Source organism: Sphingomonas sp. CARO-RG-8B-R24-01 (genome assembly GCF_022662295.1).
Classification (GTDB): domain Bacteria; phylum Pseudomonadota; class Alphaproteobacteria; order Sphingomonadales; family Sphingomonadaceae; genus Sphingomonas.
On sequence record NZ_JAKNQI010000002.1, the window covers coordinates 319,000 to 343,224 of the forward strand.

At 63.7% G+C, this 24,225-nt stretch carries 19 protein-coding genes; 9 read left to right on the forward strand and 10 right to left on the reverse strand.

Features of this window, described 5'->3' with window-relative positions:
• Window positions 1-41: 41 nt before the first annotated feature.
• The 3 genes from L8G49_RS06350 to rplK form a co-directional block, all read right to left on the reverse strand.
• Window positions 42-2,114, reverse strand: a complete 2,073-nt coding sequence (locus L8G49_RS06350) for a catalase (protein WP_242183370.1) — start codon at window positions 2,112-2,114, stop codon at window positions 42-44.
• A gap of 202 nt (window positions 2,115-2,316) precedes the next feature.
• The gene (rplA, locus tag L8G49_RS06355; RefSeq protein WP_242183371.1) at window positions 2,317-3,015 is read right to left on the reverse strand and encodes a 50S ribosomal protein L1; all 699 of its coding nucleotides are present in this window, start codon (window positions 3,013-3,015) and stop codon (window positions 2,317-2,319) included.
• 4 nt (window positions 3,016-3,019) lie between these two features.
• Window positions 3,020-3,451 (reverse strand): 50S ribosomal protein L11, encoded by a 432-nt coding sequence (gene rplK, locus L8G49_RS06360; protein ID WP_010160412.1) that lies wholly within the window; start codon window positions 3,449-3,451, stop codon window positions 3,020-3,022.
• A gap of 596 nt (window positions 3,452-4,047) precedes the next feature.
• Here rplK and L8G49_RS06365 point away from each other — a divergent pair.
• Window positions 4,048-4,608 carry a PEPxxWA-CTERM sorting domain-containing protein gene (locus L8G49_RS06365; RefSeq protein ID WP_242139453.1) on the forward strand — a complete coding sequence of 187 codons (561 nt, stop codon included), beginning with the start codon at window positions 4,048-4,050 and terminating at the stop codon, window positions 4,606-4,608.
• Window positions 4,609-4,680: 72 nt separating this feature from the next.
• On the opposite strand, the gene L8G49_RS06370 is transcribed toward L8G49_RS06365, so the two are convergent.
• A complete protein-coding gene (locus L8G49_RS06370; RefSeq protein WP_242183372.1) occupies window positions 4,681-5,367 on the reverse strand; it encodes a hypothetical protein in 687 nt (228 codons plus the stop codon).
• A gap of 4 nt (window positions 5,368-5,371) precedes the next feature.
• A complete protein-coding gene (locus L8G49_RS06375; protein ID WP_242139614.1) occupies window positions 5,372-6,583 on the reverse strand; it encodes a toxic anion resistance protein in 1,212 nt (403 codons plus the stop codon).
• Between the two features lie 179 nt (window positions 6,584-6,762).
• Here L8G49_RS06375 and L8G49_RS06380 point away from each other — a divergent pair, with 179 nt between their 5' ends.
• The 5 genes from L8G49_RS06380 to L8G49_RS06400 all read left to right on the forward strand — a co-directional run bounded on the left by L8G49_RS06380 (window position 6,763) and on the right by L8G49_RS06400 (window position 15,509).
• Window positions 6,763-9,150, forward strand: coding sequence for a TonB-dependent receptor (locus tag L8G49_RS06380; protein ID WP_242183374.1), 2,388 nt, complete (start codon window positions 6,763-6,765; stop codon window positions 9,148-9,150).
• A gap of 231 nt (window positions 9,151-9,381) precedes the next feature.
• Window positions 9,382-11,226 (forward strand): translational GTPase TypA, encoded by a 1,845-nt coding sequence (gene typA / locus L8G49_RS06385; RefSeq protein WP_242183376.1) that lies wholly within the window; start codon window positions 9,382-9,384, stop codon window positions 11,224-11,226.
• A 148-nt stretch (window positions 11,227-11,374) separates the two neighbouring features.
• A complete protein-coding gene (locus tag L8G49_RS06390) occupies window positions 11,375-12,025 on the forward strand; it encodes a hypothetical protein (RefSeq protein WP_242183378.1) in 651 nt (216 codons plus the stop codon).
• Entirely contained in the window at window positions 12,022-14,223 is a 2,202-nt protein-coding gene (locus L8G49_RS06395) for a hypothetical protein (protein WP_242183380.1), read from the forward strand. The genes L8G49_RS06390 and L8G49_RS06395 overlap by 4 nt, the downstream gene beginning before the upstream one ends.
• A gap of 113 nt (window positions 14,224-14,336) precedes the next feature.
• Entirely contained in the window at window positions 14,337-15,509 is a 1,173-nt protein-coding gene (locus L8G49_RS06400) for a hypothetical protein (protein WP_242183382.1), read from the forward strand.
• 61 nt (window positions 15,510-15,570) lie between these two features.
• Here L8G49_RS06400 and L8G49_RS06405 read toward each other — a convergent pair whose 3' ends face one another.
• From L8G49_RS06405 to L8G49_RS06415, 3 genes are all read right to left on the reverse strand, one after another.
• On the reverse strand, window positions 15,571-17,349 hold the full coding sequence (locus tag L8G49_RS06405) for a retropepsin-like aspartic protease (RefSeq protein ID WP_242183384.1): 1,779 nt from the start codon (window positions 17,347-17,349) through the stop codon (window positions 15,571-15,573).
• A gap of 93 nt (window positions 17,350-17,442) precedes the next feature.
• Complete coding sequence (locus L8G49_RS06410) at window positions 17,443-19,236, reverse strand: EAL domain-containing protein (protein ID WP_242183386.1); 1,794 nt, start codon at window positions 19,234-19,236, stop codon at window positions 17,443-17,445.
• Window positions 19,237-19,450: 214 nt separating this feature from the next.
• A complete protein-coding gene (locus L8G49_RS06415; protein ID WP_242139462.1) occupies window positions 19,451-19,642 on the reverse strand; it encodes a hypothetical protein in 192 nt (63 codons plus the stop codon).
• A gap of 282 nt (window positions 19,643-19,924) precedes the next feature.
• Between L8G49_RS06415 and L8G49_RS06420 the strand changes: the two genes are divergently transcribed.
• Complete coding sequence (locus L8G49_RS06420; protein ID WP_242183388.1) at window positions 19,925-20,344, forward strand: hypothetical protein; 420 nt, start codon at window positions 19,925-19,927, stop codon at window positions 20,342-20,344.
• Window positions 20,345-20,446: 102 nt separating this feature from the next.
• Window positions 20,447-20,710, forward strand: a complete 264-nt coding sequence (locus L8G49_RS06425; RefSeq protein WP_242139464.1) for a DUF3297 family protein — start codon at window positions 20,447-20,449, stop codon at window positions 20,708-20,710.
• Window positions 20,711-21,567: 857 nt separating this feature from the next.
• Here the strand turns inward: L8G49_RS06425 and L8G49_RS06430 are convergent.
• On the reverse strand, window positions 21,568-22,368 hold the full coding sequence (locus tag L8G49_RS06430) for a LytTR family DNA-binding domain-containing protein (protein WP_242139465.1): 801 nt from the start codon (window positions 22,366-22,368) through the stop codon (window positions 21,568-21,570).
• Entirely contained in the window at window positions 22,365-23,489 is a 1,125-nt protein-coding gene (locus L8G49_RS06435) for a sensor histidine kinase (RefSeq protein WP_242139466.1), read from the reverse strand. Before L8G49_RS06435 ends, L8G49_RS06430 begins: the two co-directional genes overlap by 4 nt.
• Before the next feature lie 102 nt (window positions 23,490-23,591).
• Between L8G49_RS06435 and L8G49_RS06440 the strand changes: the two genes are divergently transcribed.
• Window positions 23,592-24,200 carry an HD domain-containing protein gene (locus tag L8G49_RS06440; protein WP_242183390.1) on the forward strand — a complete coding sequence of 203 codons (609 nt, stop codon included), beginning with the start codon at window positions 23,592-23,594 and terminating at the stop codon, window positions 24,198-24,200.
• The last annotated feature ends 25 nt before the right edge of the window (window positions 24,201-24,225 follow it).

Here is a 24,225-nt window from a genome sequence, read left to right on the forward strand (position 1 = left end):
ATGCGCACCGGGCCTTTCCCATTACCCTATCGCCTCAGCAATCAGGCGAGATCGCGTACGTTGGGCTCGCGTGCGAAGAAGCGCTTCGCCGCTGCCTTGGCGAAGTCCGCGCCCAGATCGGTCACGCCTTTGTCCTTCTCGACGCCGGCCTTGTCGAGCAACGGCTGTGCCGCTGCGCTCGCGCCGACCGCCTTGAGATGCCCGAACGCGTCCATCGCGAACTGGACCGCCGCGCCCTGCTTGAGCAGCATCGCGCAACCCTCTGCCGACAGCGCGATCGCGACCGCGTCGAAGATCTGCGACGGCGTGCCGGCGAGCTGGCCATCGGCCTTGCGCTTGCTGCCGTCCGACAGCGTTGCGCCGCCGACCTTGGGCGCGACCAGCACGGCCTTGCCCTTGGCGGCCTTGATCGACGCGACCAGCGCGTCGAGCTCGGCGGCGTCGGTGCCGTCCGCGATCAGGATGCCGACGACGCGGCCTTCCAGCGTCTCCTTCATGTTCTTCTGGATCGACAGTGCGTCCGAAGGCTTCATGTCGACCGGCTCGCGTGCGGCCTTCGCCTTCTCTGGCAAATCGATGTTGAGGCCATCCGCGACACGCTGGGCGAGACCCTCATCGACGTTGCGCAGATTGGCGACCATCCGCGGCGGGACCTGATCGAGCAGGCCGACCTTCGACAGCTCGAACACGAACGACGACGCGATATGCGCCTGCTCGTTTTCGGTCGCCGAATGGAAGAACAGCCGTGCCTGGCTGTAATGATCCGCGAACAGTTCCGAACGGACACGGAGCTTGTCGCCCGTCTCGTTTTCGCCGGTCGCGGCGTTGGTCGTCACATAGCCCTTGGTCGCGCTCTCGCGCGGCCCGCCATCCTCGCCGTGCGCGGCAAGGCTGTTGGGCTCGTAGTTCGCGCGGCCCTTGGGGACCTTGGTCTGCATCATCCCGTCGCGCTGGAAGTTGCCGGCGGGCGAGCGCGGGCTGTTGATCGGGATCTGGTGGAAGTTGGTCGTCCCCAGACGCGACTTCTGCGTGTCGAGATAGCTGAACAGGCGACCCTGCAGCAGCGGATCGTTCGAGAAATCGATCCCCGGCACGACGTTGGTCGGCAGGAAGGCGACCTGCTCGGTCTCGGCAAAGAAGTTGTCGACGTTGCGGTCGAGCACCATCCGCCCGATGATCCGGACCGGCACGTCTTCTTCCGGGATCAGCTTGGTCGAATCGAGCACGTCATACGGCTGCGCTTCGGCGAATGCCTGGTCGAACACCTGGATACCGAGTTCCCACTCGGGGAAATCGCCAGTGTCGATCGCCTCGAACAGATCGCGACGGTGATAGTCGTTGTCGGCGGCCTGGAGCTTGAGCGTCTCGTCCCAGATCGTCGACTGGAGGCCGAGCTTTGGCTTCCAGTGGAACTTGACGAAGCTGCTGTTACCCTCGGCGTTGACGAGGCGGAAGGTGTGGACGCCGAAGCCTTCCATCATCCGCAGCGAGCGGGGGAGGGTGCGGTCCGACATCGCCCACATCAGCATGTGTGTCGCTTCCGGCATCAGCGATGCCCAATCCCAGAAGGTGTCGTGCGCGCTGCCGGCCTGCGGATAGGCACGGTCGGCTTCCATCTTCACCGAATGGATCAGGTCGGGGAACTTGATCGCGTCCTGGATGAAGAACACCGGGATGTTGTTGCCGACGAGATCCCAATTGCCCTCGGTCGTGTAGAACTTGACCGCAAAGCCGCGCACGTCGCGAGGGGTGTCGACCGAGCCTGCACCGCCGGCGACGGTGGAGAAGCGCACGAAGACTTCGGTTTTCTCGCCCTTCTTGAACACGGCTGCGCGCGACAGGTCCGAAATGTCGTCGGTCGCTTCGAAATAGCCATGTGCGCCCGAACCGCGTGCGTGGACGATCCGCTCTGGGATCCGCTCGTGGTCGAAGTGGAAGATCTTCTCGCGCAGGACGAAGTCCTCGAGCAGCGTGGGGCCGCGCGAGCCGCTCTTGAGGCTGTTCTGGTTGTCGGAAACGGGCACGCCGTGGTTGGTCGTCAGGACGGGCGCATCGCCCTGTGCCTGCTGGTGCGTCTCGCCACCGTTGCCGGTGACCGTGTCGAAATCTGCCATGGGGGGAGCCTTCTTGGGGGTTCGGGCAGACGACGAACGCGGGGCAGGTAGGTTCCGTACATTATGGTTGATCGAGATCGATGTTGGTCGCGGCGGGGTGGGTGGAGCGGCGGCGGTTGCATCGGGTGTCAGGCCCGCCCCGCAACGAAAAAGGGCCGGGGTTTCCCCCGGCCCTTTCGCATTCCGTTCGTCGAACGCAGGCTTACGCCGCCGAAACCTCGGCGGTGTCGACCTTGATGCCGGCGCCCATGGTCGAGCTGACGGCGACCTTGCGGACATACTTGCCCTTGGCGCCCGACGGCTTGGCCTTGACCACCGCGTCGACCAGTGCGTCGAAGTTCGCGCGCAGGTCCTCGTTGGTGAACGATGCCTTGCCGATGCCCGAGTGGATGATCCCGGCTTTCTCGACGCGATATTCGATCTGGCCGCCCTTGGCTGCCTTGACAGCTTCAGCGACGTTCATCGTGACCGTGCCGAGCTTCGGGTTCGGCATCAGGCCCTTGGGACCGAGCACCTTACCGAGGCGGCCGACGACGCCCATCATGTCCGGGGTCGCGATGCAGCGATCGAAATCGATCGTGCCACCCTGGACGATTTCCATCAGGTCTTCCGCACCGACGACGTCTGCACCGGCGGCGCGGGCTTCGTCAGCCTTGGCACCCTTGGCGAACACGCCGACGCGAACCGTCTTGCCGGTGCCCTTGGGCAGAGTGACGACGCCGCGCACCATCTGGTCCGCGTGACGCGGATCGACGCCGAGGTTCATCGCAACTTCGATCGTCTCGTCGAACTTCGACGTTGCGTGGGTCTTGGCGAGTGCGATCGCTTCATCGACGCCGTACAGCTTCTCGCTGTTGATCGCGGTGCCGAGCGTCTTTGCCTTCTTGGTCAGCTTTGCCATGATCTCAGCCCTCCACCACTTCGAGGCCCATTGCGCGGGCGGAGCCTTCGATGATGCGGGTTGCCGCGTCGATGTCGTTGGCGTTAAGATCCTTCATCTTCGCGGTCGCGATTTCCGAAAGCTGCGAGCGCTTGATCTTGCCGGCAACCGTCTTGCCCGGCTCCTTCGAGCCCGACTTGAGGCCAGCGGCCTTCTTGATCAGGAACGTCGCGGGCGGCGTCTTGGTCTCGAACGAGAAGCTGCGGTCGGCATAGACGGTGATGACGGTGGGGAGCGGCGTGCCGACTTCCTGGTCACCGGTCGACGCATTGAACGCCTTGCAGAATTCCATGATGTTGACGCCGCGCTGACCCAGCGCAGGACCGATCGGGGGCGACGGGTTGGCCTTGCCGGCCGGCACCTGAAGCTTGATGTAGCCTGTAATCTTCTTTGCCATAAGGCGGTCTCACTCTGTCATGGGGCGCGGGCGCCGCGAGGGTGCCGTGCCCGGTTCAAGTTTAGCGGTTCTAGCGACGCCGTCTTGCGAAGGCGCCTCCCGCGATTCCATCGATGTCTCGTTGGAAGCGGCGCGCATAGCCGAAACGCGCGAATGATGCAATGTGGGTGGTCGGCCGGGGACGCCAGGGGTTGGCCCGGCAGCGCCGGCGGGCTGGTCTTTGCCGGCGTCCCAAAAGCATGCGCACAACCATTCGGCGCGCGGGTCGGCTTCCCAAAGCATGGCGTGTCCGTACCAAGTCCGAACACCAACCATCAGAAACCGTACGCCTTTATAGTGGTGAGAGACTGTATCGAGACAGTGCCTGTCGCTGGCGCTTACATCGAAACCATTGGAATACCCGGTGATTAACTTGCCGGCCGGCGCTGCGTTGGTTGGAGCGGCAGCTCCGCCGCCGGACTCCCGCCGATTTGGACGCGACGCTGACATTCTGCTGCGGTGCAGCAGTGACATTGGCGGTTTTCCGCGGTTGGCACGCTTCTTGTTAGCAGGCTTCCATGTCCGCCTGGGCAATCACGAGGAAAAGGGTACAGCGTATGAAGAAGATTTTGGCAGCAGCAGCGGTTGCGCTGCTCGCAACGGCAGCTCCGGCGTTCGCGGCAGAGACCGTCAACGTTGCGTTTGCTCCCGCAACCGGCGGCCAGTCGGTCGGCAATTACTACGGTCTGGTCAACGTTGTCGTCACCGGCACCGGTCAGTCGGACGGCACGATTTTCAACGACGCGTTCTACTCGCTGGACCCTGCCGGTAAGTACAACTCGTCCTACTACCAGCTGACCTTCGGCACGGCACCGCTTGCAAACGCAACGCCGTCGCAGAACGCAGCGAACTACATCGTTGGCGGCCTGCCCGCTTATCGTGACGATCACACGTACTCGTTCACGCTGAACACCGGCCTGGCACAGACCGCTGCTGGCAAGCTGTTCTTCGGCGTCAGCGACGGCGTGTTCTCGGACAACAGCGGCGCTTTCCAGGTCCAGCTGTCGCAGGCAGTTCCTGAGCCGGCAACCTGGGCGATGATGCTCATGGGCTTCGGCATGATCGGTTTCGGCCTGCGCTCGTACCAGCGCAAGTCGACCAAGGTCACCTACGCCTAAGCGTACCACCCTCGGGTAAGGATACCGCCGTCCCTCGGGACGGCGGTATTTTTTTGTCCCGAGCAGATCTGCTCAATCGCGGTATTTGATTTCGAGAAAGCGCCCGCGGGTCTCGAGCAGATCGAGATCGCCCTGGGCAATCTGCGTCGACATCTCCGAAATCTCCTGGTCGATCAGCTTCAGGGCATCCGCCAGCTGCGCATCGGGCGTACGCCCGTTGCGTTCGACCGAGCGAAGCCCGACCGGGACCTTGGCATAATCGCGGATGAGTTCGGGGAGCTGTTCAGCGACGAGCTTGCGGACTTCGGCTGCGGCGGGTTGCTGCTCGTCCAGCGTTGCGAGTTGTGGCGCAAGCGCCTCGAGCCGGACGCCGATACCATCGACCAGCGACTGGGCGGGGGCCGGCAGCAGCGCGCGTTGCGTGTCGAGCCACTGTTCGGTCATCAATGGAAGCGCCTTGAGCGGCACGGCGCTGAGCTGCTCGGCACGCACCTGCGGCGTCAGGCTTGCGAGCAGCAGGGTCGCCGTCGCGATCGCCATGATCGCAAAGACGATCAACGCGCCACCCATTCCCAGCGGCATGAACCAGCCGATCGTGATCGCCGCTACCAGAATGGCGAGATCGGCCGCAGCGGCATAGCCGATCCGGCGCGCGATGCTGGTTGCAGCACGCCGACGTCCACGCTGCAACGCGCGTGTGGCCCGCGTCCGGTCGAGCACTTCGCCGGCGCGCGCGACCTGGCGATCGACATCGGTCATGGGATCACTCCGCTTCCAGCTTGAACGTGTCGCCCGGACCCGACAGCCGGTTCTGCGCGGCGCCCTCGGCGCGGGCGATATAGCCCTTCGACTTCTCGACCTCGTTCGACAGCGTGCCCACCGTCGTCTTCATCGAATCGAGCGCCTTGAGCTTGAACGAGTCGATCGCGTCCATCGTATCGTAGATGTTCTGGAACGCGCGCTGCAGGGTTTCGACCGGGATGGTGGAGGCGGCTGCCTGCTCGTGGATCGTCGCGGTTTGCGATTTCAGCAATTTACCGGTCGCGTCGATGATATTCGCGGTCGTCGTGTTGAGCGCAGTGATCTGGTCGAGCACGAGCTTCTGATTGGCGAGCGCCTGGGCGACGGTCACTGCCGTGCGCAGCGCGGACACGGTCGTGGTGGACGCGCGATCGACCCCCTTGATCAGTTCGACGTTGTTCTTCTTGACCAGGTCGAGCGCGAGATATCCCTGTACCGTCACCGCCATCTGCGTCAGCAGATCCTGGGTCCGCTGGCGCACGTAGAAGAGCGCGCTCTCGCGAAGCGCCTTGGCCTTGGCGGGGTCGCTATGGTCGAGGTCGTTGGCCTTGTCCTCGAGCCGCGCGTCCATCTCCTTCGAAAGCACGATCATCTGTTCGAGCCGACCCATGGCGGTCCACAGGTTGCCGCGCTCGGTATCGATCGCGGCATTGTCCATCAGCAATTCGTCCTTGCCGCGCGCGAGCGTCTTGAGGATCGCCGAGATGTGCGACTGCGAGGAGCGATATTTGTCGAAATAGGTGTTGATGCTGCCGCCGAACAGCTTGGACATGATCCCGCGGCTCGAGATCAGCTTGCTGTTGGTCGACGGATCGAGCTTCTCGATCGTGCGGCGAAGCTCGGTCAGGTCGGCGCCGACGCCGGTCTCGCCGTCCATCGCCTTGACGGGGCGATCGAGGAAACGGTTGGATTGCTCGGCCGCGGCGCGGATCTCCTTCTGACCCATTGCCGCGATCGCATCGACGCGCTTCCCGAATTCGGGCGAATTGACGTCCTGTGCGACCAGATCGTCTACGAAGCCGGCCACTTTTTCCTGGAGTTTTGACCGCACGCCGTCGTCAACGGGAACCAGCCCGGTCGCCTTTTCCGGGGGCAGCACCGGGACAGGATCGGGTGGAGTCAGCACCAGCGCGGCCGCTGCAGCGTCCGTGTCGGTGGGGGCAGTGGTCGCCATCATATCTCTCCCGGGTAATCGCTTGCAATAAATGCCGCTGATCCTTGATCGCTTCAAGTGTATTAAGGCAACATTACACCTGAATATCGCGTCTCGTAACGGATATGTAACGGAATAGACGCGGATACGACCCATGTCGCGCATACCGCAGCGCAGCACATTTCGGGGGTAATATAGTCATGCGTCAGTATCTTGGGTTGGTTGCGACGGTGGCATTGATGGGCTGCTGTTCCTCGGCGGCGATCGCCCAGACCCTGGTGGCACCCGATGTCCCGTCCGACACCCAGGCGGGGGAGGGGGGCGATATCGTCGTTACCGCGCAAAAGCGCGAGCAACGCATCCAGGACGTTCCGATAACGGTCACCGCGGTGACCGGCGCGCATATGGCAGACCTCGGCGTCAATTCGCTCGCCGAGGTCGCCTTGTACATTCCCGGCCTGCGGATCCAGGAGCAAAGCGCCAACAATCCGGGCTTCGTCATTCGCGGGATCACGTCGGATAGCGGATCCGCGCAGCAGGGTGCGCGCGTTTCGCTTTACTATAATGGCGTCGATATTTCGCGGACCCGGGGGGCCTATCAGGATCTGTACGATCTGGAACGGATCGAGGTCGTCAAGGGGCCGCAGGCGACACTGTTCGGCACGGCCTCCGCGGTCGGCGCGGTCAACCTGATCTCGGCGCCAGCGCACGCGGGGACTTCGGCGGAGCTCAACGGCTCGTATGGCAACTACCGTCGCGGCCAGGTTTCGGGCTTCGTCAACGTCGGCAACGACACGCTCGCGGCGCGACTGGCGTTCGCATACAAATATCACGACGGGTTCGTGCGCAACATCGCGGGAGACCCCAAGGTCGCCAACCAGAACCAGGGCAAAATCGACCAGGACGATCTCAATGGTCAGGACCAGCGCGGCATTCGCGGATCGCTGCGCTGGGCACCGACCGACCGGCTGACCGCCAGCCTGGTGCTGACCTATGACGGGCAGCGCAATCCCGGTACCGCCTTCCGTTCGCGCGCCTTGGCGCCGACCGGCGGAAATGGCGGTGACTACAGCTATGCGGAACTGTCGGGCTCGCCGTACAGCGCCGCGGTGCTGGGCGCGGCCAAGCTGGGGCTCAAGCGCGACGTCTACGATGCCAATCTGACCGCGACCTATGCGCTCTCCCCGGGCGTCACCTTCACCACGGTCAACGGCTATCGCAAGTTCAACAGCAACGAGGTGTTCGATGCCGATGGCGGTCCCGCCTGGTATCTCGAATTCGCCGAGGACGCGCGCGGTGACCAGTGGAGCCACGAAGGGCGCTTCAACTTCACCGGGGATCGCTACCACGCCTCGTTCGGGTGGAACGCGCTGCTGGAAAACAATCTGCAGCGTGTCCCCTTCTCGACCGAGGAAGGCACCTATCTCGGGTGCTCGGTCGCGGCGGCCTATGCCGGGGTTCGCGCGGCGCTGGCGGCGAACGGGGTTTCGGGCTGTGTCGCACCGAATGGCACCGTCACCGCAGCCCGGGCCACCGCGGTGCTGACGCGCGGCGCGGCGACGCAGATCCCCTATCAGTCGGTGTTCACCAACTACGGCACCAACGACACTTATTCGGTGTTCGCCGACGGGACCTGGATCGCGACTCCCAAGCTCGAGATCACGGCGGGCGCGCGGGTGCTGATCGAACGGCGCAAGTCGGGCTATAGTTCGGTTCAGCCCAATTCGGTGATCCTGGCGGCGCTCGGCGTGCGGACCAGCCTGCTGGGGACGGCCAATACCAACGGCACGATCTTTACCGCGGAACGAAGCTTCGCCGCGATCCTCCCCCGCGCGAACCTGCTGTACCGGATGACGGATGCGATCAACCTGTACGCGACCATCAGCAAGGGACGCCGTTCGCCGGTGGTTCAGCTGGCGGCGGCGAGTGCAGCGGGGGTGGTGGTGCCGAGCCTGCAGGTCGTTCCAGACGAAGTGGTGTGGAACTATGAAGCCGGGATCAAGGGTAAGGTCGGCCCGTTCACCGGCTCGCTCGGGGTGTTCTACCAGGACTATAACGGCTTCCAGGTATCGGTCGTCAACAACGGCGTCACCACCACGCAAAGCGCCGGCAAGGCGCGCAGCCCGGGCGTCGAGGCGGAGGGCAACCTCAAGCTCGGCCGCTTCGTCCAGCTGTTCGGCACCTTCGCCTATGTCGATGGCAAGATTGCCACCAACGCCAGCTACGGCGTCTATTCGGGCGCGCGCTTCCGGTTGCAGCCGCAATATACCGCGTCGGGCGGGGCGACGATCCGGGTGCCGGTGAAGACCATCACCCTCTACGCCACGCCGTCGGCCACCTACCAGAGCAGCCAGTTCTTCGAACTGCCCAATTCCGCAGCGATCAGCGAAGGGGCCTATGCCCTGGTCAACCTGCGGGCGGGCGTCGAGCTGGCCGATGGGAAATATCACATCGGCGGCTTCGCGCGAAACCTGCTGAACCGGCAATATCTGATCGATGCCGGCAACACTGGCGCCGGCTTCGGCATCCCGACCTACATCCGCGGAGAGCCGCGCGTGTACGGGATCGAAGTTGGCGGACGGTTCTAAGCCCATGGCGGGGCTTCCGGTTGTTTGCGACCTGGAGCCCCGCCACTGATCGTGCGGCGGCGGATCAGGCGGATCTGACGCCGGCGCCCGCCTCGATCGCGCTCCCGTCCGGACGGCGCCGCGCCGCCCGGACGCGCGCCGCGCGCGCTCGTTTCGCCCCCGCCCTTGTTGCAGTGCACGGTTTCCGCTAGGGGCACGCGATCCTTTTCCCGATTTTGTAACGAGACACCCATGAGCCTCCGCAATGTGGCCATCATCGCACACGTCGATCATGGCAAAACGACCCTGGTCGACCAGCTCTTCCGCCAGTCCGGCACCTTCCGCGACAACCAGCGGATTGAAGAAAGAGCCATGGATTCCAATGACTTGGAAAAAGAGCGTGGCATCACCATTCTCGCCAAGCCGACCTCGGTCGACTGGACGCCGCCTGGGGAATCCGAGAGCATCCGCATCAACATCGTCGACACGCCCGGCCACGCCGATTTCGGCGGCGAAGTCGAGCGCATCCTCAGCATGGTCGACGGCGTCGTCCTGCTGGTCGATTCGTCGGAAGGCGCGATGCCGCAGACCAAGTTCGTCACCGGCAAGGCGCTCGCGCTCGGCCTGAAGCCGATCGTCGTCGTCAACAAGGTCGATCGTAACGACGCGCGCATCCAGGAAGTGCTCGACGAAGTGTTCGACCTGTTCGTGTCGCTCGACGCGAACGACGAACAGCTCGATTTCCCCGTGCTCTACGCATCGGGCCGCAACGGCTATGCCTCGACCGACATGGATGCGCGCGAAGGCACGCTGATCCCGATGTTCGAGACGATCGTCCAGCACGTGCCCCCGCCCAAGGTCGAAGTCGCGGGCGTGCCGTTCACCTTCCTCGTCACGCTGCTCGATCGCGATCCGTTCCTCGGCCGCATCCTGACCGGTCGCGTCAACTCGGGCGTGATCAAGCTCAACCAGGCGATCCACGCGCTCGACAACGACGGCAAGATCATCGAGACCGGCCGCGCGTCCAAGATCCTGTCGTTCCGCGGGCTCGACCGCGTCCCGGTCGACGAAGCGAAGGCGGGTGACATCATCAGCCTCGCGGGGCTTTCGGTGGCAACGGTTGCCGACACGATCGCCGACATCACCGTGACCGAGCCGCTCCACGCCCAGCCGATCGATCCGCCGACGCTGTCGATGCGCTTTGCCGTCAACGATTCGCCAATGGCGGGCCGCGAGGGCAGCAAGGTGACCAGCCGCATGATCCGCGAGCGCCTGTTCCGCGAAGCCGAGAGCAACGTCGCGGTCAAGGTGACCGAAGCCTCCGACAAGGACAGCTTCGAAGTCGCCGGGCGCGGCGAGCTCCAGCTCGGCGTGCTGATCGAGACCATGCGCCGCGAGGGCTTCGAGCTCGGCATCAGCCGCCCGCGCGTGCTGTTCGGCGAGGACGAAGAGGGCAAGAAGACCGAGCCGTACGAGACCGTCATCATCGACGTCGACGAGGAATATTCGGGCACGGTCGTCGAGAAGATGAACCTGCGCAAGGCCGAGATGACCGACATGCGGCCCTCGACCGGCGGCAAGACGCGGATCACCTTCTCCGCACCGTCGCGCGGGATGATCGGCTATCACGGCGAGTTCCTGTCGGACACGCGCGGCACCGGCATCATGAACCGCCTGTTCGAGCGGTACGGCCCGTTCAAGGGTAATATCGAGGGCCGCAAGAACGGCGTGCTCATCTCGAACGGCTCGGGCGAAGCCAATAACTACGCGCTGGGTCCGCTCGAGGAGCGCGGCATCCTGTTCGTCGGCCACGGCGAGGCGCTGTACGAGGGCATGATCGTCGGCGAGAACGCCAAGCCGGACGACCTCGAGGTCAACCCGATGAAGACCAAGGCGCTGACCAACTTCCGCGCGAGCGGCGGCAAGGACGACCAGGTCCGCCTGACCCCGCCGAAGCGCGCGACGCTGGAGCAGGCGATCGCGTATATCGACGACGACGAGATGGTCGAAGTGACGCCCAAGTCGATCCGGCTGCGCAAGCGGTTCCTCGATGCGAACGAGCGCAAGCGCGCGAGCCGGGCGAAGCAGGCGGGGTGAGGTTGCGGGTCTTTAGGGGCTAGGAGGGAGGCCGGGTGCGAAAGCACCCGGCCTTTTTTTGCTTAGCGGCGGGAGGGGGGCATAGCTGCACCAAAACCACCTTGGGAATTGGTTGAAGTGCGGTTACATCCTGCTTGATCGGAGCGGAATGTTGATTTTACCAACGAGTTCTCGAATTGTATCCGTTACAGCATTTATCGACTGGAATTCACAAATCCACGCGGTGGCTGGACCTCGCGGAGTTAGTGAAGTTGAGCAGGCCACTCGTACGCTTCAGTACGTAGGTAGGCGAGTTGCAAACGGTCTTACTACGATGACGCCGGCGCAACGGTTTGATGTTACTTTGCGCGTCTATCATGGTTGGCATAGAGGTTTTCAAGTCACACCACGTCGGAAAGCTCTCCTCACGGTTGCGGCGCATGCAACTGGCCTTTCTAATAAATCTCACATCCACGTGCGGCCAGATATCGAGTTTGGAGATCGTTTGATCGCAGGATCTGAGAGGCGGCTTCACGTAGGGCTAAATTGCCATGTTCCCAATACGCTTCGTAAATCTATACGGATAGCCGGTGATGACGAAGAGAAAATGGTAGATACGTCGATTGCTTGTGATGTCGTTGACCTTGCATATCGAGATAAAGACCGTTGGATAATAATTGTGGGTGAAGACGACGATTTAATTCCCCCGTTAATTTCAGCAGACGGGATTAGAGGGCCGAAAGACGGTCGAGTGGCGCTTTTTCGAAGCCGCAATGACAGCCCCTTTTTTAAAATAGATGATATCAGGATAGCATCATGACGGCCGATTTAGTGGGACTGATTGCTGACCTCGCGCCCTTTTCCGATCTCGGCAGCGAAGCGCCCAGTGCCGTAACTGCCGGATCAAAGACATTGGTACGATTAGTACGGGAGGGTGAGAATGTAGATCTCACCTTTGACACTGGAGGTGTCACCGAGAAAAAAAATGGTCAGAAAAAGAACTTTAAAAGTCTAAAATCATTATTAGCAAGCCCAGGATTTTCTAATCTTGGTCAGTGGGCTGATAGTCAAAAGCTATTTCTACAGGATCGTGTAAAATCCGAGGATCTTCCCGCGCTTGGCCAGGGAAGCTCCTTTGGTGAGGGTGGTATCATTGAATTAGACGAATTCATGCGGCAAGGATTTCGAGGTAAAAGAAGAAATGTTGTCGTCTTAATTGATGGCCCAGCCGGTATCGGTAAGACAAGTATAATAAGGGCGCTTGCCTACCGTAGAGCCGAGAAATATCGTGTTCAACAATATCCATTAATATTGCATGTTGAGAGCCGAGGTAGGGTGCTCCAAAACATTACGGACTTGATGGCGTTTAGCCTTCAGACGCTTAGGGCTTCTGTAACTTATGACCAGATACCTGCGTTGGTGCGTCATGGGCTGATAACTCTAGCAATCGACGGGTTCGACGAACTTGGCGACCCTAATGGGTATGATTTAGCGTGGGCTCAGTTGAACGACCTAATCGTTTCGGCTCGAGGAGAAGGCAGCTTCCTACTGTCTGGTCGGGAAACGTTCATAAGCTCTGATCGAATTACACGAGCTCTTCCTTCGATTGACGAAAGTAAAGACACCCTCGAGTCGTATTCAATCTTTCCCATACAGCCATCTGTGGCAAAGACATGGCTAAGTAAGCATGGATGGAACGAACAGGCACTTGTATCGGATCCGGCAAAGCCAATATTTGAAGTCGGCTCTTACGCGCTGAGGCCATTCTTCTTAAGTCAGCTTGCTTCTGCTGAAGTTTCGCAGGAAGTTATGACGGGAGAGTTCGATGATATCCTGTCTTTCCTAGTAGAATCTATGGCTCTTCGCGAGCAATCAAAATTCGGTAAGGATGTTGACGCTGTAACGTCACAGGAAACTCGCCTGACGTTTATCAATACGCTAATGGAAGAGGTGGCACGCGACCTTGCTGAAAACCAAACCGATTCCATTTCTGGCGATACGCTTGTCTGGTTATCTGATGTTGCATCTGAGTCAATCACTCACGAGGTGCGAGGAATATTAAGAAACCGGGTTCAAGTAATTGCATTCCTAACCGACGACTTAAGAAGAGGATATAAGCGTTTTATTCACGAGCAGGTGCAAAACTACTTTCTTTGTAAGGTAACTATAAAAGCTCTATCGACTGGTGACATTCCAAAATACGTCAGAAGGAACATATTTGGTCTAGACTTTCTCGAAAACTTTTGTGAGGTCGCGCGCCATCTCAGCCAAGATATGATAGAAAAATTTGTCAGTTCTTGTTTGATAACGCTAGACAGTCTATCTGACCAAGATCGAGCGAGACGAAATATATCCGCTCTAGTAATGGCATGCTGCAGTATTTCAGACGTAAAATCTGTTCCTGAGCTAAACGACTGTAGCGTAGACGAAGCGTTATTCAGTGGTACTGTTTCTAGAATACATTTGTCTCGTTGTACCATCACGCAGCTTGATGCGCGGGGGTCGGATATGTCGGAGGTATCGTTTAGTGACAGTCATATAATTACCCTGTTGGCAGACCAGGGTACCATTCCCTCGCGAACTATACCTAGTCCGAGCTTGTTGGTATTGCCCGAATCGACAGTCAGTGACCCCTCCGCGATCGAGACGTGGTTGGGTGCGCAGTATATGTCAGTGAAGTCACCGTTCGGGGATCTGTCTTTACGTGATGCTCTAGAGGCATACCCGCTGGTAAAACTACTAGCGCGGTATGCAAGGTATCGCCCGTTTTGGCTGAAAGACGGAGAAGAGAAAGCCGCTAGAAAAATTCTGGATGATGAACACTGGGAAGAACTAAAGAGCATATTAAATCGTCATGAGCTATTAGTCGAAAGGTTTAACCGACCTTCTTCTGGTCCAGCAGCGACTTTTTACCATCTAAAGAACCGAGATGCGTTGCGTGAACTGGACTACTCACTCCCATGGATGCGCAGGGTGATAAGTGACATTATCACTGCTCTCCCGCTAGTTGAGGACTAAGCCACGGTACGGTGTAGCAATATACAAATCGAACAAACCCAGCACAAACCCCTGTCCTACACACCCCAATCCTGCCTACCCTGCACGCCACCACCCCAACAGGAGGCAGCGCCATGCAGAACCGCACCCCCGTCGCGCGCAGCGATCGGCCGGATCTTCCCGATTTCGCGCCCGTGCCGCGCAAATACCGGCATGATGGCTGGACGCCCGAGCGGCAGAAGGCGTTCATCGAGGCGCTCGCTGATACCGGCTGCGTCAGCCGCGCCGCCGCGATGGTCAATATGGCGCAGGCCAATTGCTACACGCTGCGCCGCGCGCCCAGTGCGGAGGAGTTCCGCCGCGCGTGGGATGCAGCGCTCGACTTCGGGTTGCAGCGGCTGAAGGACATTGCGTTCGAACGCGCGATCGAGGGGTATCAGGTGCCGGTGTTCGTCGGCGGGCGGCTGATGGGCTATCGCCGCAAGACCAATGACGCGCTGCTGATGTTCTGCCTGCGCCATTATGGCCATGACGCCGAGGGGCGGCGCAGCACCATCGCTTATTACAGCGCCGCCGCGTTGGCGGGCGCGACGACCGGCGGCGCGGCCGCCGCGACGGCGATCGCGGGGGAGTCGGCGACGGTGGCGGCTACGGCTGGCGCGGGGACAGACGCGGTGGCGGTTGCGGGGGCGGTTGCGGAAACGGTTGCGGGGGCGGGGCGCGCGGTGGCGCGCGCCTCCGCCACGGTGCGGACGGTCACGCGCGGGCGCGGTGGCCGCTGGGCGCGTCCGGGACCGGCGGGCGGCGGCGACGCGGACGGCGACACCGACCGCGGCGACGTCGACGATCGGCACGGGGCCGCGCGGCAGGACGCGCTGGCGCAGGCGCTCCACGCTTTCGGCGGGGTGACGCTCGACGCGACCGCCGCCGCCGCGATCGAGGCGGCGCTCGAGGCGTGCGCCCGGCGGCGGCGCGCGGGGGATGCGCGGATCGAACGGGGCGGGGACGATGGCATCGCGCAGCAACTCGACGACGGGCAGCCGGGGCTGGTCAGGGTCGGCTGGCGCGACGAGCAGCATTGGGGGCAGCTCGAGCCGCTCCACGCGGGCGACCCGGCCGATGCGTTCGGCGATGCCGTGCTGTTCGACGGCGTTGCCGGCTCGGACGGGACGGGGATGGACCCGCGCTTCATCCACGAACTGCCCTGGTCGCTGTCGGGCACGGACATGCTCGACCCGCCCGGCGCCGCGCCGGGCGCGCCGGTAGCGGAGGGGGCGGCGGAGGGAGAGGCGGGGGACGGGCGCTGAGGCACCGCTCCCCCGCGCGATGCGGAACCGCGCGACAGGGACGTGCGGGCCGGGCGCGGGTCTATCCCTCCAGGTGATAGCGTCTCGCGCGCTCCACGACGCGCGGGTCGAGCGCGAGCGCGGCGGTGCGGTCGGCGGCGGCCTTGTCGGCCTGGCCCGCGTGCGCATAGACCAGCCCGCGCATGTAGCGCGGCCAGGCGTTGCGCGGCTGCGCCGCCACCGCACGGTCATAGTCGGCGAGCGCCTTGGCGGTTTCGCCGCGGCGGAAATAGACCAGGGCGCGGCTGTCGAGATAGTTCGGGTCGCCGCTGCGCAACCGAAGCGCCGAGTCGCAATCCGACAGCGCCTTGTCGAGTGCCTGGTTGCTGAGGCCGCGCGCCCAGCACCGCCCGTTGAACGCGCGCGCGCGCCCGCTGTCCTCGGTGTGGAACTTGAGCCAGGCGTCGAAGCTCGGCACCGCGCGGTCGGCCGCGCCCGCCTCGGTCAGCAACGCGCCGAGCATCAGCCGCGCGTCGGACGCGGGGGCGAGCGTGGTGTCGGCGACCAGCAGATCCTCGAGCGCGCCCTTGGGGTCGCGCGTCTCCATCCGCAGCCGCGCGCGGGCGAGCCGCGCCTCGGGGTTCTGCGGGGCAAGCTGGATCGCGCCGTCGATATCGCTCGCGCCGAGCAGCAGCTGCCGGTTGTCGAGATGCGCGATCCCGCGCTGGAGCAGATAGGGCGCCTCCTTGGGCGCGAGCGCGACCGCCTTGTCGAAATCCGCCAGCGCGGCGTCGAAGTTGCGATGCGAGGCGAACACCGCGCCGCGCCGGCTGAACCCCGCCGCGTCGGTCGGCGCGGTTGTCGCGTCGGTCAGGTCGAGCGCCTTGCCGGTGTCGTCCACCACGCCCTTCGGGTCGAGCCCGAACAGCGGGCCGCCCTCATAGGTGACGTACAGGCGGTGGTGCGCGTTATCGACATAGAGGTGGTGCGTCGTGAAGAAGTCGATCCCGATCAGCATGTCGGCATCGACCAGATTGTCGTCCGCGATATCGATCCACGGGTTGCGGATCGCCTCGCCGCCGATGTCTATGCTGGCGAAGCGCGCGCGCCACGCCCGGCTGCGGCCGGTGCCGAGGCCGTAGGCGAAGCCCGCGCCGACCACCCCCGGGCTGTCCGGCGTCACGCCGATCCGCCGCGCGGCGGACAGCGTCAGCATCGACCCTTGCGCGCCGCTGTCGAACATCGCGCGGACCTTGACGCCGTTGATCGTGATGGTGCCGATGGTGTGGCGCTGCCCTGGGCCCATCGGCGTCAGCTCGACGACGGTGACGGGTCTGGTGCCCGCCCAATAGGCCATGTTGGCGGTGCGGCAGCCGGTCGCCTGCATCAGGTGGACGACCCCGTGCGGGAGGTCATATTCGACATCGCCGAGGCCCAGGATGTTCTGCCCCAGCAACCCGGCGCGCCCGGTATCGGTGCCGCCGACCGCGAAGTTCATGCGCGGCAGCGTCTGCCCGCCGATCGTGAAGTCGCGCGCGGTGCTCTGGCGCAGCGCCGTGCTCCCGCCGATCCCGCGAAGCTGCGCGCCGGGCATGACGTCGAGCACGGTCAGCCCGAACTCGGCGGCATTGGCGGGCGCGATCGTGCTGAAGAACGCGCCGCTGTCGAGGATGAACCGCGCCTCGCGTCCGCCGATCTGCGCGGTCACCATCGGGCGGCGGCCCTCCATCGTCACCGGAATGTCGAGGAACTTGGCCAGCTTGCACGGGGTCGGCGCGGCCTGCGCCAGCGTCGGCGCGAGCATCGCCCCGAGCAGGACCGCAGCGCCCGTGGCGCGCCTGCCGTTCAACCACCGAACCATTGCCTGCCCCCTGTCGCCGACCGCCCCCGGGCCGCGCCACCCGAGAGATCACCACGAATTGCCGGGGCGGGAAAGGCCTGTCCCGAAAGAATTTTACGCGCCGGTGCCCGCCGCGTGACCGGCGCCGTCCGCGGGGCTGTTGAAGCGGTGAAACCACGACGCAAACGCCGCCGATTCGAGCGGCGGCGCATAGTGATAGCCCTGCGCCTCGTCGCATCCGAGCGTCGCCAGCACGGCGTCGACCTCGGCGCTCTCCACCCCTTCGGCGACGACCTGCAGCTCGAGCTGGTGCGCGAGCGAGATCATCGTGCGCACCAGGATCCGGTCGCGCGCATTCCCCGCCGCCATCCCCCGGATGAACGACTGGTCGATCTTGACGACCTGCGCGGGGAGGCGCTGGAGATAGGCGAGGCTGCTCTGCCCGGTGCCGAAATCGTCGATCGCGATCCGCACCCCGATCGCGCGCAGCGCCTCCAGCCGCCGGATCGCGCGCCCGCTATCCTCCATCAGCGCGCTTTCGGTCAGCTCGAGCTCGATCATTCCGGCGGGAACCTGATGCTTGAGCAGCAGCAGCGCGAGGCTGGCGGCGAAATCCTCTTCTTCCAGGTTGGACGCCGAAATGTTGATAGCCAGGGGAACATGCACCCCCGCAAGCTGCCAGGCACGGACCTGCGCCAGTCCGGCGTCGAGCACCCATTGAGTCGTGCTGCGCGCCAGCCCGGTGTTCTCGATCACCGGGATGAATTCCCCCGGCGACACCACGCCGAGCTCGGGATGCAGCCAGCGCAGCAACGCCTCCGCGCCGATGCATTTGCCGGTCGCCAGGCTGATGCGCGGCTGGAACGCGAGGCGCAGCTGGTCGCCCTGTTCGATTGCCTCGCCGAAGGCGCGCAGCAGATCGTAATTGCGCAGATGCGGATCGTCCCCGGCGGGTGAGAACACCCCGACCGCACCCTCGCTGTTACGCGCATCCTGCGCCGCGCTATGCGCCGCGCGCAGCACGTCGCGCGACCGCATCCGGCCGAGCGTGAAGGGGACCAGCCCGGCAGTGAGCGTGGTCACGAAGCGCATCGTCGATGCCTTGGTGGTCGCCTTCATCCCCGCGTCGAGGATCGCGCGATAGGCGTCCTGCGAATGTCCCGCCTCGGACAGGAAGGCGAGCTGCGTCACCCCGACGTGATAGACCCGCCGGTTTGGGCCGAGCAGCCCGGTGATGGTGCGGCCGGCCATCGCGACGAATTCGTCGATGAAATTCGCGCCCAGGACGCGGATCAGGCTGCCGACCTGGTCGGGCCTTGCAAGATCGACCAGTACCGCAAAGCGCGCCTGACCCGGGTGTTCGCGCGCGAGGTCGTCGAGATCCTCCTGAAACTGCGTCCGGTTGGGCAGGCCGCTGACCGGGTCGATCCGGCCGAACGCATGCTGCAGTTCGACCTGCGCCATGACCATCGCCGCCAGATCGCGGAGCGCATCCATTTCCTGTGGGGTCACGCTACGCGGTTCGGTGCCCAGAACGCACAAGGCGCCGAGTCCGTGGCCATCGTCGGTGACGAGCGGGGCACCGGCATAGAACAGGATGCCCTGCCGCCCGAGCGTGCTGTCGGCATAGCGCGCGTCCTTGGAGAAATCGGGAATGACCAGGGCGCTGGTCGTTTCGGCGACCTGCGCGCAGGGCGCATCGGCGCGACCGAGCTCCTGATGATCGACTCCGATCCGGGACTTGAACCATTGCCGGTCGCTGTCGGTCAGCGAGATCGCGGCGATCGGCAGATCGAAGATCTGCGCCGCCATGCGAGTAATCCGATCGAAGCTTTCGCTGGTCGGCGTGTCGAGCAGGTTCAGCTGCCGCAAGGCATCGAGCCGAGCGATTTCGTCGTCAGTCCCCACAAAGGTCTCCGTGCGCACCATCCTCCCGGTTAAGATCTTGATATTGAGCACTAGTTAACATGATCCGCCGCCCGCCGCGATCCTTTTCGAATGCGGCCCTCGGGGCCGGGGGGAACGTAGGTCGTCCGCCTGACTTCGAGGATGCGCGGACGTGCGGGCGCCGGGTCACGCCGCTATGGCCGGGATACGCCGGGCCGGACGCCGCGCGCACGGTTCAGCGGTGGAAGAACACCATCACCGCGTCGAACACGGTCGCACCCGCAAGCGGGCCGATCAGCAACATCAGCAGGTTGAAGCCGATGATCCAGGCGGTCAGCGTTTCGCCGCGTTTGCTCAGGCGTGGACGCGGGGGTTCCGGTTCCCATGGCTCGGGCGGGGGCCAGCCGTTCTGGAAATCGACGAACATCGCGAAACTCCACTTCCACGGACCATAGTATAGGAAGAGACGCGATCCGCCCAGCCGCGTTCCCGTTTTTCTCCCGGGGTTCGCCGTGGGTTCCCATCGTCCTTTAGGGGGCTGTCTGCCGTGCCGCGCGGCCGCCGGGCCTGGGTCCGCCACCTAGCTGAACCCCTGCTAAACGCAGCATTCCGCCGCTATTCAGAACGAATCGGGCATATCCTGCAACACGCTAGCCCCCCACGCGTTTGATCGACCGACAGAGGGCCTGCTGGATTGAGGAGATTGGACATGAACAGCTTTTTGAAGAAGGCCGGTCTCGGGCTGGCGCTTGCGGCAAGCGCGTTGACGGCGGCGGCGCCGGCCGAGGCGCAGCGCTGGGGCGGATACGGCCGCGGTGGCTGGGGCGGCTACCATGGCGGCTATCGGCATTACGACAATGGCGCAGGGACGGCGGTCGTCGCCGGAATCGCGGGGCTGGCAATCGGTGCCGCGCTGACGTCCAACCGCAACGACCGGTATCGCGACGACTATTACCGCCAGCGCGGGTACCAGCCGTATTATGACGACGGCTATTACCGCAGCCACGGCTATTATCCGAACGACGGCTATTACGCCTATCGCTCGCAGCGGGACTGGGGCCGGTGCTGGGTCGAGCGGCGCTACGATCGCTATTACGACGATTACGTCCGGGTCCGCGTCTGCGATTGATCGCAGCGTCCGGTCGGGCGGCATGATGACGGCGCGGGCTTCGGTCCGCGCCGTTTTCGTGTCTGGCCTATTGCTGCGTTTTGCGTCATGAGCGCGACCATCATGACCGACACCGATCTCCCCCCCGACCGCCTCTCCTCCAATCCGCGCAGCCCGTTCTTCGACGAGGACAAGCTGGCCCGCGGCATCGGCATCCGCTTCAAGGGCGCCGAGCGCACCGACGTCGAGGAATATTGCCGCTCCGAGGGGTGGATCCGTGTCGCGCTGGGCAAGAAGGTCGACCGGCACGGGCAACCGCTGACGCTCAAGCTGTCGGGCGAGGTCGAGGCGTGGTTCGAGCGGCCTGCCGACGGCGCCGAGGGCTGAGTTTTCTTGGCCCCTTTCCCGAAGGGGAGGGGAGTTATGGGTCAGCGGACGAAAAGCGGCACGACATCACGATAGCGCCGCGTTTCGAGCGGCCGGCCGAGGGTGCTGGCGCCGCAGGGGGCGGGTTTTCCTAGCCCCTCCCCTTCAGGGGAGGGGTTGGGGTGGGGCCGTGCCTGTTGCCGACCGCCTGTCTGCTGGACTGCCCCACCCCCAGCCCCTCCCCTGAAGGGGAGGGGAGTTACGGGTTATTGGACGAAACCCGCCACCACATCGCGATAGCGCCGCGTTTCGAGCGGCCGGCCGAGGTTGCTGGCGCCGCAGGGGGCCGGTTTTCCTAGCCCCTCCCCTTCAGGGGAGGGGTTGGGGTGGGGCCGTGCCGGTTGCCGACCGCCTCGCTGCTGGACTGCCCCACCCCCAGCCCCTCCCCTGAAGGGGAGGGGAGTTATGGGTCATTTGACGAAACCCGCCACGATATCGCGATAGCTCCGTGTTTCGAGCGGCCGGCAGAGGGTGCTGATGCCGCAGGGGGGCGGTTTTCCTAGCCCCTCCCCTTCAGGGGAGGGGTTGGGGTGGGGCCGTGCCGGTTGCCGACCGCCTGTTTGCTGGACTGCCCCACCCCCAGCCCCTCCCCTGAAGGGGAGGGGAGCTATGCGTCAGGGGACGAAACGCGCCACGATATGGCGATAGCTCCGCGTTTCGAGCGGCCGGCCGAGGGTGCTGGCGCCGCAGAGGGCGGTTTTCCTAGCCCCTCCCCTTTAGGGGAGGGGTTGGGGTGGGGACGTGTCTCACAAAGAGCGCGCTCTGCTGGACTTCCCCACCCCCAACCCCTCCCCTGAAGGGGAGGGGCTAAGTGGTGGTTAGTGCACGAAACGCGCCACGACGTCGCGGTAAGAGCGCGACACCTTCACCTGTGCGTTCGACTGGAGCACGAGGAAGCATTCGCCATTGGTGTGCGGCTTCACTTCCTTGACCAGGTCGAGGTTGACGATGGTCGAGCGATGCACGCGCTGGAACCGGCGCGGATCGAGGCGCTTTTCGAGATCCTTCATCGTTTCGCGCAGGATCAGCGTGTTGTCGCCGGTATAGATGCACATGTAGTCGCCCGCGGCGTCGATCCGCTCGATCGTGTCGACGTCGACCCGGAAGATCTGTCCGCGATCCTTGATGTTGATGAGCTTCTCGAAGCGGTTGGCGGAAACCTGCTCGCCGCCGTCGGTGAGGTTCTCGACCGAATCAGGGGCGATTTCGGCGATCACTTCCTTGAGGCGGTCGACCTCCTCCGCGCCGCGCTTTTCGGACAGGCGCTGGCGCACGCGGTCGAGCGTATCGGCGAGGCGGCTCTCCTCGACCGGCTTCATCAGATAATCCACGGCATCGGTCTCGAACGCCTTGAGCGCGTGGTCGCTATAGGCGGTCACGAAGACGAACAAGGGCGGCTCGACCTCCATCAGCCCCTGGACCACCGAAAAGCCGTCGAACCCCGGCATCTGGATGTCGAGGAAAACGAGGTCGGGCTTGTGCGTCTTGATGCTGCGGATCGCCTCGCGGCCGTTCTGGCAGGTGTCGATGATCTCGATGTCTTCATGCGCCGCCAGCCGGAGCTGAAGCCCCTGGGTGGCGAGTTTCTCGTCGTCGACGAGGATGGTTCGGATCGTCATGCGGCCTCTTTCTTCGGTTCCTCGAGCTGGAACGGGATTTCAATCTCGACCCCGAATCCGCCCCCCGGGATCGATCGTGTCTCGAACTTGTGATCCGGCCCGAACGCTTGGGCCAGTCTCTCCCTGATATTGGCAAGCCCGACCCCGGTGGAAAGGGGTTGGCTCGCTGAAACGCTTGTCCGAGCCTTGGCTTCGTTCAACCCGGGACCGGTGTCGGATACGACGATCTGCACCCGATCCCCGTTGAGCCGCGCGCTGACGCTGATATCCGCGCCATCTTCCTGCGGGGTCACCGCGTATTTGATCGCGTTTTCGACCAGCGGCTGGAGCAGCAACGAGGGCAGTCGCGCGCGCGCCGCCCGCGGGTCGACCTCGAAATGCGGGCGCAGCCGTTCCTCGAAGCGCATCTTCTCGATCTCGAGATACAGTTTCAGCGTTTCGAATTCCTGCTGGACGGTGACGTGCGCGGTCGGCTCGTTGGCGAGCGTGTAGCGCAGGAAGGCGGACAGCCGCCCGAGCATCGCATTGGCGCGCTCGGTTTCCTTTAGCAGGACCAGCGTCGAAATGGAATTGAGCGTGTTGAACAGGAAATGCGGGTTGAGTTGATACCGCAGCATCGCAAGTTGCGCGGAGGAGGCGGTGCTCTCGAGCGTGGCGAGCTGGTCGATCTGTTCCTCGACGATCAGGTAGAAATTGATGCCGAAATACAGCGCGGTCCACCCGGCGAGCACGGTGAAGTTGAGGAAGATCGTGCCGAGCACGAGGCTCACCGTCAGCCCCGGGGTCGAGGACTTGATGAACGAGAAGGAGAAGGCGTCGAGCACCGCGTACAGCAACGTCGCGACCGCCAGGGTCGCGATCGTCAGCAACGCCATCGCGAGCCGCGGCTGGCGGCGGTACATCTGGTACAGCGTCGAGAGCAGCAGCGTGATGCTGTAGCCGACGATCGATTCGATCACGACCGGGATGATGACCGAGAGTTCGCTCGCGTTCGATATGCTCGAGACGCCGCGCAGGATCAGATAGCCGGTCCAGCCGGCGGCCTGGAGCGTCCAGAAGGCGCGGCTTTTGTCCTCGAAGAACGGCCGCGAGAAAACGGTGGGCTGTGTGGGGAGCGGCATGGCGCGCGTTCTAGCCCGGCTGGCGGGAAGCGCAAAGCGCGCTATGATCCCCGTCATGAGCCGCGCGTCACGATGCGGCCCCGACCATTGGAGAGGATCGTCATGAACGACATGCCCGACCGCGCGCAGTTCACCGCGATGGAACATGGCACCCAGGCCGACTGGCGGATCATCGGCGGGCATTTCGGCGCCTTCGCCAAGACCCTGCCGGATCGTGTGCTGACACATCTGAAGCTGCTCGACGGCGACTATGGCGGGTTCCCGGTCGACCGGCTGGAGCATTCGCTCCAGACCGCCACACGCGCGTACCAGGACGGGCGGGACGAGGCGTATGTCGTGATGGCGTTGCTCCACGACATCGGCGATACGCTGGGGACGTATAACCACCCCGAGATCGCCGCCGCCATGCTGCGGCCGTTCGTGTCGGAGGAGCTGCACTGGATCGCCAACACGCACGGCGTGTTCCAGGGCTATTATTTCTTCCATTACATCGGCGCGGATCGCGATCTGCGCGAGGCGTATCGCGGGCACCCGCATTTCGCGGCGTGCGCGGATTTCTGCGAGAAATACGATCAGGCGGCGTTCGACCCCGCGTTCGAGAGCGCGCCGCTGTCGTTCTTCGAGCCGATGGTCGGGCGGGTGTTCTCGCGGCCGATCAATTCGATCTATGCGAAGGCGGCGGCCGAGGCGGGGGCGGGGGTGGGGGCGTAACCCGCCCGGCGTTCCCAACGCCGTT